This is a genomic window from Candidatus Dependentiae bacterium, from assembly GCA_013821315.1.
GTDB lineage: Bacteria > Babelota > Babeliae > Babelales > Babelaceae > JACDHA01.
Map to the genome: position 1 here is coordinate 19,693 of JACDHA010000020.1, position 7,759 is coordinate 27,451.

The 7,759-nt window shown below is 38.0% G+C and carries 6 protein-coding genes; 1 reads left to right on the forward strand and 5 read right to left on the reverse strand.

From position 1 onward, the window contains the following. Positions 1–13 precede the first annotated feature (13 nt). The 3 genes from mnmG to H0X48_05160 form a co-directional block, all read right to left on the reverse strand. Positions 14–1,855, reverse strand: coding sequence for a tRNA uridine-5-carboxymethylaminomethyl(34) synthesis enzyme MnmG (gene mnmG, locus H0X48_05150; protein ID MBA3954677.1), 1,842 nt, complete (start codon positions 1,853–1,855; stop codon positions 14–16). 106 nt (positions 1,856–1,961) lie between these two features. Next, complete coding sequence (locus H0X48_05155) at positions 1,962–2,375, reverse strand: hypothetical protein (GenBank protein MBA3954678.1); 414 nt, start codon at positions 2,373–2,375, stop codon at positions 1,962–1,964. Between the two features lie 119 nt (positions 2,376–2,494). Then, on the reverse strand, positions 2,495–2,890 hold the full coding sequence (locus H0X48_05160) for a hypothetical protein (GenBank protein ID MBA3954679.1): 396 nt from the start codon (positions 2,888–2,890) through the stop codon (positions 2,495–2,497). Between the two features lie 238 nt (positions 2,891–3,128). On the opposite strand from H0X48_05160, the gene H0X48_05165 reads away from it, so the two are divergent. Continuing rightward, on the forward strand, positions 3,129–4,190 hold the full coding sequence (locus tag H0X48_05165) for a phospho-N-acetylmuramoyl-pentapeptide-transferase (GenBank protein MBA3954680.1): 1,062 nt from the start codon (positions 3,129–3,131) through the stop codon (positions 4,188–4,190). Here the strand turns inward: H0X48_05165 and H0X48_05170 are convergent. Beyond that, positions 4,187–5,512 carry an amino acid permease gene (locus H0X48_05170; GenBank protein ID MBA3954681.1) on the reverse strand — a complete coding sequence of 442 codons (1,326 nt, stop codon included), beginning with the start codon at positions 5,510–5,512 and terminating at the stop codon, positions 4,187–4,189. The genes H0X48_05165 and H0X48_05170 overlap by 4 nt on opposite strands. A gap of 125 nt (positions 5,513–5,637) precedes the next feature. Continuing rightward, positions 5,638–7,759, reverse strand: a 2,122-nt coding sequence (locus tag H0X48_05175; GenBank protein ID MBA3954682.1) for a DUF11 domain-containing protein, incomplete at its 5' end; no start/stop codon positions are given.

A 7,759-nucleotide genomic window follows, 5' to 3' on the forward strand; every position in this document is an offset into this window, starting at 1 on the left:
CGGGGGCTAAATTTTAGGAGTTTTTTACTGTTCGTCGTTGAGCATTAAGAAATTCACGTGTTTTAAAAATAAGTAACGAAATAGCTGCCGGAGTCATTCCTTGGATTAGGGCTGCTTGAGCTATTGTTTTAGGTTTATACTTAGTAAGCTTTTGTTGTAATTCTATGCATAAACCTGGAATAGCAGCAAAGCACATTTCTGCAGGAATCACAAGCTCTTGATACTGTTCTGTCTTTGCAATCTCTTTTTCTTCACGTTGAATATAGGGTGCATAGAGAATATCAGCATGAATAGTTTGTAAAGCTCGTTCTGAAAGCGTGTCGCCCGTTACGAGCTTGATGCGTCTATGCACTTCTTCTATTTCGCCTCTACCAAGCAGTTGTGTAAGTTCAAGGCTATTTTTACCTGCTTTAAGTTGTTCAACAGCGCTATGGACAATATCGCGTTCTTGCTTAATATCTTTGTAAAAGTCTTCTTTTATAAGACCAAGGCCATAAGCTTTTTCACCTAGGCGTTCAAATACGTTGTCTTGACGTAATAATAAGCGCCGCTCTGCGCGAGAAGTAAACATCCGGTAAGGTTCATCAACGCCCATGGTTACCAAGTCATCTATCATAATACCTATATAACCTTCATTACGGCTCATAATAAAGGGCTCTTGACCCGTATGTTTAAGATGAGCATTAATACCGGCTATAATACCTTGACCTGCAGCTTCTTCATAGCCTGTTGTACCGTTAATTTGCCCGGCTAAAAATAACCCAGGGACAGATTTAACCTCAAGCGTATGATGCAATTGATCAGGGAGCACGCAATCATATTCAACAGCGTAGCCTGGTCTTGTTATAATAGCTTGTTCAAAGCCTGCTATAGTGCGAATAAATTCTTTTTGTATGTTAACGGGTAAAGAAGTTGATAGACCGTTAGGATAAATCTCTTCACTTGAAGCGCTTTCAGGTTCTACAAACACATGATGAGAATTTTTATCTGCAAAACGTGAAATTTTATCTTCTATAGAAGGGCAGTAGCGTGGCGGTGTGCCTTTGATAAAGCCAGTAAATATAGGTGATAAATGAAAGTTTTTTTTGATAATAGCATGTGTATGCTCATTGGTATAGGTAATATAGCAATCTAGTTTAGGTTGCACAGTATGCGGTTTAAACTCAAATAAATGGCTTAACGCATCTGATCCTTGTGCTTCAAGTTTTGAAAAGTCTAAACTTGAACGTAGTAGACGTGGCGGTGTACCGGTTTTAAGACGGCGCATTTTAAGACCAACATCACTTAAAAAAGCTGACAAATTAGCAACCGATTCTTCACCTTGACGTCCTGCTGAATAATGGGTTTGTCCTACGTGAATTAAGCCGTTTAGGAAAGTTCCTGTAGTTAATATAACCGTGGGTGCATAGTAAGTTTCACCTTCACGTGTTATTAAACCACGTACTACTCTATTGTCATCGAGAATAATCTCGTTGACCATACCCATAATAATAGTTAAATTCTCTGTATGATCAAGCATTTGCTTGCTGAGCTTATTGTAAGCATGTTTATCAATTTGTAAACGAAGCCCTTGAACAGCAGGCCCTTTGCGTGTATTTAACATACGTGCTTGCAAGTAAGTTTGTGTGCATAGTTGTGGCATAAGGCCACCCAAGGCACTAATTTCAAACACGATATGACCTTTACCAATGCCACCCACAGCAGGGTTGCAAGGCATAAGGCCAATGCGATCAAGATGGAGTGTGATCATTAAGGTTTTAGAGCCCATACGAGCTGCAGCATAAGCAGCTTCAATACCAGCATGGCCGCCACCTACAACAATCACATCAAAATCGTAAGCGTAACTGCTGCTCATGAAATATCACCTAAATTCTAATGGATTAATTTTTTTTTAAAATACTTTTAATAACTAGTATACTAGAAATAGGTGTAAAAATAAAACTGAGCTTAACTACAGCGGGTTACTGAGTATTTTTTTTCATGCGTTCTTTTATAACGCGTAGTATTTCGGTTGTCTTTTTTTGAGCAATTATTCTTTTTACTTTCTCTGGCATAAGATATTTATACTGGCCTAAATAGGCGCCCAATAGTAACGTGTTGCTGGTATATTTGTACTTGTTAAGATCAGCACAAAAAGTCTTGTAAGCAGCATGAGAACCTAGAAGATTAATAATGTCTTGAGCAAAATCAGCAAAAGATTTGTTTGGATAAGTGTGTAAATCGAAAAAATCTTTAATAATATGCACTAAGTGCTCTTCTTGCGAGCTTGAAAGTGTGCTTCTGGTGACCGCTTGTAAGTAAAGAGAGCCATGAGCAGTAGTTATTGTTCCATAAAAAGTAGAAACAACAAGTATAAGTAAAGATAAAAACTTCATAATAAACCCTTTATGATAAAAGTGAGCTCTTAGTATTACTAGCTTACTTTTATTTGTGGGTAATTTGCAAAAGAAAAAGCCAGGAAAATTCCTGGCTTTTCTTTTTATAGTATAAACGCTTATTTTAAACGTGTTCTCATAACATTGATCATTTGTATTGTAGAGATTTTATTAAGCTCTGCTTTAATTGATGCTGGTATGTTAGGATCAGTTTTAAATTTCTGTAATGCTTTAGCAATTTCAGATTGTTTTTTTGAACTCTTAATTGCGTATAATGCTTTGCTTAATTCAGCAAATTTTGGATTAGCTTTTAGTTGAGTAGCCAGTTGAGTTGCATAGTGCTCAAAATTTCTTTGAGGGTTTCTTTTAATATCAATAAATTCTTTGATAGTTTCTAATACTTCAGCTTCTTGGGCTTCAGCTGCAAAGCTTACTGAACTGAGTGTAAAAGGTGCAATAAGTGCGAAAGCTAAGGCATAAAAACGTGCGTTAGATTTTAAGGTAATTAAATTCATGGTTATTCCTTTGTTATAAGTTACACGCATAAGCTTAAAATAAATAAGTAAGATAAAGCAAGTAAGCTTAGGTGTACAGTTTTATAGAGATGAATATCATTCACTTTGTATCTTTAAGTCTAAAGTAGTTGTAATTTATGTCAAAAGGCTAAGCTTCTAGATTAGGTTGCTGGTTTTAAATGGCACTGGTATGCTAAGCATATTTGCTTTTTATATTTATATTTAGGAACAATAACATATGCTCTATCATCTTGGTCTTTACTTACAAAACACGGTTACTTTTTTTAATGTTTTTCATTATGTAAGTTTTCGTGTTATGGCTTCATTGCTAACAGCGCTTATACTAGCGTTTATTTTTGGTAACTGGTTTATAGCTCAAGCATATAGATTTAAATCTAAAGTGCGTGAATATACGCCTCAGTCTCATCAAGCAAAAAACGATACACCTACTATGGGAGGTATTTTTATACTTGCTGTTGCTCTAACTTCCATGCTGTTATGGTGTAATCTAACTAAACCTGAAGTATGGCTCTTTGTTATCTGTTTACTTGGTTTTGGCGCTATTGGGTTTTGGGACGACTGGTCTAAAATTAAGTATCGTAAAGGTGTTTCTGAAAAAGTTAAACTAAGAGCGCAATTAGCAGTTGCTTTAACTACGTCTGTGCTATGGTATTTTTTGATGCAACCTGATACAGCACTTTGTATTCCCTTTTTTAAAAATATTAACCCTCATCTAGGTGTATTGCTTATACCGTGGGCTGTTTTTATTTTAGTTGGCACAAGTAATGCCGTTAATCTTACTGATGGCCTTGATGGCCTTGCTATTGGATCGCTTATTGTTACCTTTGGGACTTTTTCTATTATCTGTTATATAGCCGGGCATGCTGCCTTTGCCCATTATTTACATATACCGTTCGCCGGTACAGCTGAAGTAGCCATTATTGGTGCTGCTCTTGTGGGCTCTTCGCTTGGCTTTTTATGGTATAACGCTTATCCAGCTCAAATATTTATGGGCGATGTTGGCTCTTTAGCTCTTGGTAGTGCTTTAGCACTTATGGCTCTTATGGCACGACAAGAGTTATTGCTAGCGATAGCGGGCGGTGTATTTGTCGCTGAAACACTGTCTGTTATGGCGCAAGTTTTGTCTTATAAAATACTAAAAAGACGCCTTTTTAAAATGGCTCCTATGCATCATCATTTTGAATTACTAGGCTGGCCCGAAGCGCGTATTACTACACGCTTTGGCATTATTACCGTAGTTTTATGTTTGATTGCTCTTATGACGCTTAAGCTCCGTTAGATTTTTTCAAAGATTTCGTCATGTGAACTAGGCTCATGTTTTTTAAAGAACATATAGCTGCCAAAAATCAAGATACCAAAGAACACTATAAGTAAACTTGTAGGGCCTTTGATACTAATACTCCAGATAAATGAGCTTATAAGTAAGCAACAGCTCAATAAACTTAACACAGGCAGTAGAGTGATTTTATTGTATCTTCTATAAGTAAGGATAAGTAAAGCAAGTGAGCTTAACGTGTAAGCTATAGTGCCACCTAGAGCGCTTACTTGTTGTAGGGGTACTTGATTGCCTTTGGTAACCCAAAGATAAGTAAGTGCTATAAGTCCTTCAGTAATAACACACAAAATAGGTGCTGAGTATTTATTAAGAGTTAGAAAAAGCTTTTTTTTAAACACATGGTTATTTTCAGCCAGGGCATGTAGGTTCCAGCTGTTACTAAACATAATACCATAGCTTGAGCCTAACGAAGATGAAGCTATGCCAATATGCAGTAAGCTTTGAAGAGTGTTTTTACTACTAGCATCAGCACCAAGCAACTTGGTAAGTAATGCGGGGAAAACACTTAAATAGCCACCAGCTAAGCTTCCTAACGCTTGCCCTAAACTGCCAAAAAACATTGTCTGATAGAGTACTGCTATAGTTATTACAATACCATACGATATAAGTATCGCTTTTGGACCATTTTTCTCTGGGTTTTTAATGTGTCTACTAATTGAGCAGCTTGATTCAAAACCTGTAAAAGCATAGAGCACCAAGGGAACACTTAGCGGTACTCCGGCCCACATAAAAGCTGTGCTTGTAAAATTGGAGCCTGAAAATAAAAAGAGTCCAGCAAAAATAGCAAAAAGAATAGGGATAAGTTTAAAGATCATAAAAGTATACTGAATAGATTTGCCAATACTTAAATTAAGAAGATTAAGAGCGGTAAAGCAAAGTATTAATGCGCTATCAAAGACAAGCGTAGGAATAACTTGCAGTACTGGTATAATTTGTTGTAAAAATGAAACACATACATGTACACCTAGCGCACATGAGCAGAGCTTGGCAGCAAAGTAGCTTAATGCACTTATAAACCCAAAAAAGGGACTTAAAGAAAGTCCAAAATGGTAAAAAGTTCCTACCCCATGATGGTATTTAAGCAGTTGTGCTATCGCCAGAATGAGGGGCAGTAAAAGTATACCAACGAGCAAGTAGACACCAGCACCAAGAGCTCCTGCTTGTCCCGTAAGCAAAGCAGTGTTTATAAATATACCTGAGCCAAGCATAATATTAATATTAATTAAAATGGCGGTTAACAACGAAATTTTGGGTGACTCTGTCATAGTATGCTTTCTAAAAGTGGTAGTTAAGTAATTACTTAAAAAACATACTCAAATTCAGCAAATTAGCAAGTCTAGCAAAAAGGAGGTATGCACATCATACCCCCTTTTTGGTTAAAAGTTAGACGTTATCTTTTTATTTTAAGTGCTCTAGCTTGTTGAAATACTTGTGCTGTACGTACTGATCTTACTTGATCTACGGTACAGTTACAGTATTTATTAAGTATCGCTTGTGCTAGGCTTCCAAGTCTTTTGTTTGTTTTTGGGCACACAGCATTGGCAACAACAACTTCTGCAGTAGCAGTTGTTGGTTCTGGTTGCTCGGTACTTGCTATAGTTACCGTATTGGTTAGCACAGTACCATTAGATAGTCCAGCATTAACACGCACAGTAAGCGTAAGTATTTCTGTTTGATTTGGAGCTAAGGTTGCAATTGTACAAGATACAGCTCCTGTTTGCTGAGGACTTGTTGTAGAGCACAAAAGCGCCTGAGAACTTTCTAATGACACAAAGGTAGTACCTGCAGGTAATTGATCAGTTATTGCAACTTGATGCAGATCGCTACCACCTGTATTGCTTAACCTAATAGTATACACTACCGTATCGCCTGAAGCTGCTTGAGTTTTATGAGCAGTTGTACTTACTGTTAATGCTCCAGGAGCAGCTTCAATTATAGGTGTAGTAATTTGGTAGGTATTATTACTTGGGTTATTATCGATATTAGGGCCGCCAACGCTTATGGTATTGATTACTAGAGGAAAAGCCTCCTGATTTACCATTACTCTAAAGCTAAACACTGAAGAAGTGCCAGCTACTAGTGTAGTATCAGTAGTAAACGTAATCCTTTGGCCTGATGCTGCTGCTTGAGACCATCGGGCATTAGTTATATTTACTAATGAACCAGGCACAAAGGTTAAACCTAAAGGCAAAGTTTCTATTACTGTAGCAGCAGGTGTTGAGCCACTACGAGCTGAATCAGCAGGGCCATTGTTAGCTACCGTAACGATGTATGTAGCTTCTTGGCCTACAATAAACGTTGCTGGTGTTGCTACTTGGCTTATAGCTAAATCTGATACTAAAGCAGAGGGAGGAATTACAATAGTACTCGCTTGCGCGCTTGTAGGAGTTCCTGTATTTGTTGTGCTCGTAGTTATCGTGCCGTTGTTAACTATAGTTGTCTCTTGCGTAACAAGAGGAGCACTGGCTACAATAGTTAGCTGTTTGCTTGTGTTAGCATTCAGCGTATTAATTGTCCACATTACAGTAGTGCCCGAGAGCGTAGCAGAAGTACTTGCAGCAGGCATCAACTGTACGTTGGTAAGCCCAGCAGGTAGTATATCTGTTACTGATACATTTTGAGCATTATCAGGTCCATTATTCGTTACTATTACTGAGTATACAATTGGTTGTCCAGCAGTTACTGCAGCAGGACCAGTTTTTGCAATACTTACGCTCGCTACAGGATTAACCTGTGTTACAGCTATACTGGTATTATTAGCAGGTATAGTATCAATAGCATCTGAGGTAGCTATTGCAGTGTTAGTAATAGAAACAGGACCATTGGTTGCTACATCGGGCGCAGCACCAGAGAACAGTAAGGTTGTAGCGCTACCTTGTACTAAACGACCAATAGTCCACGTTAACAGGTTTCCTGTTACCGAGACCGATTGCCCAGCAGGCACTACTGAGCTTGTAGGTACAAAACCTGTTGGAAGTGTATCATTAACACGAGTATTTGTTGCATCACTTGGCCCATTGTTAGTCAGTACCAGCGTATAAGTCAGAGAGTCACCAACGTTTAGTTGATCTCTGTTAGCTGTTTTTGCTATTGACAGATCGGCTTGAGAGGTAATAGTAGTTACTGGCGTTGAAGTGCTTGTGCTCACTACAGCTGTATTAGTAGTAAGCGTATTAGGTGCTATGCTTGAAGCAATATCTACTGTAATAACAAGATCAGGAGTGATAGCTCCACCGCCATTAAGTGAATCATTATAAGTTGCTGTAAATCCTGTGTTGGTACCAAAAGGTACAACGGTCCACCCTGTTCCTGCAGCACTTACAAAAGTAATGTTTGCAGGTAAGGTATCGGTTACCACAAAGCCACTTACTGCAGCTGTTCCTTGATTAGTTACTTTAATAGTATAAGTACCTTGTTGTCCTGCAATAAAGTTTGAGCTTGCTGTTTTTGTAATATTTAATACAGGAGCTTGGGGTGTAACAATAGCACTACTTGTTTTATCTGCTGTTGCT

Bases quoted from the DNA above. Each gene is read 5' to 3' on its own strand.
- mnmG (MBA3954677.1), bottom strand. From the start codon at position 1,855: ATGAGCAGCAGTTACGCTTACGATTTTGATGTGATTGTTGTAGGTGGC.
- H0X48_05155 (MBA3954678.1), bottom strand. From the start codon at position 2,375: ATGAAGTTTTTATCTTTACTTATACTTGTTGTTTCTACTTTTTATGGA.
- H0X48_05160 (MBA3954679.1), bottom strand. From the start codon at position 2,890: ATGAATTTAATTACCTTAAAATCTAACGCACGTTTTTATGCCTTAGCT.
- H0X48_05165 (MBA3954680.1), top strand. From the start codon at position 3,129: ATGCTCTATCATCTTGGTCTTTACTTACAAAACACGGTTACTTTTTTT.
- H0X48_05170 (MBA3954681.1), bottom strand. From the start codon at position 5,512: ATGACAGAGTCACCCAAAATTTCGTTGTTAACCGCCATTTTAATTAAT.